The organism is Pseudomonas sp. Pseusp88, from assembly GCF_047303955.1.
Classification (GTDB): domain Bacteria; phylum Pseudomonadota; class Gammaproteobacteria; order Pseudomonadales; family Pseudomonadaceae; genus Aquipseudomonas.
Genome location: NZ_JBGLYM010000144.1, coordinates 1 through 238 on the forward strand (window position 1 = coordinate 1; position 238 = coordinate 238).

Annotated in this window: 1 protein-coding gene; it reads right to left on the bottom strand. The window is 42.4% G+C overall.

From position 1 onward, the window contains the following. Positions 1-27: 27 nt before the first annotated feature. A complete protein-coding gene (locus ACCD02_RS32795; protein ID WP_413310737.1) occupies positions 28-195 on the bottom strand; it encodes a helix-turn-helix domain-containing protein in 168 nt (55 codons plus the stop codon). Positions 196-238: the final 43 nt, after the last annotated feature.

The following is a 238-nucleotide window of genomic DNA, read 5'->3' on the forward strand; positions in this document are numbered from 1 at the left end:
GCTATAGAAGAAAGCAAATATTATGACTCAGACCGGTTGGGTCAAAGGGTATCCGCATAATTTACCAAAAGCAAGAAAAAGATGGTCTTGTGGCGACATTCCATAATGTCGACGGAATGCCCGGGTAAAATCAGAAGCGCTATTAAATCCCAGGCTATAGGCGATTTCTGTAATTTGTCTATCGCGATAGCACAAGATTTAATCGGCGGCTTCACCCAAACGTCATTTTAAGATGTGG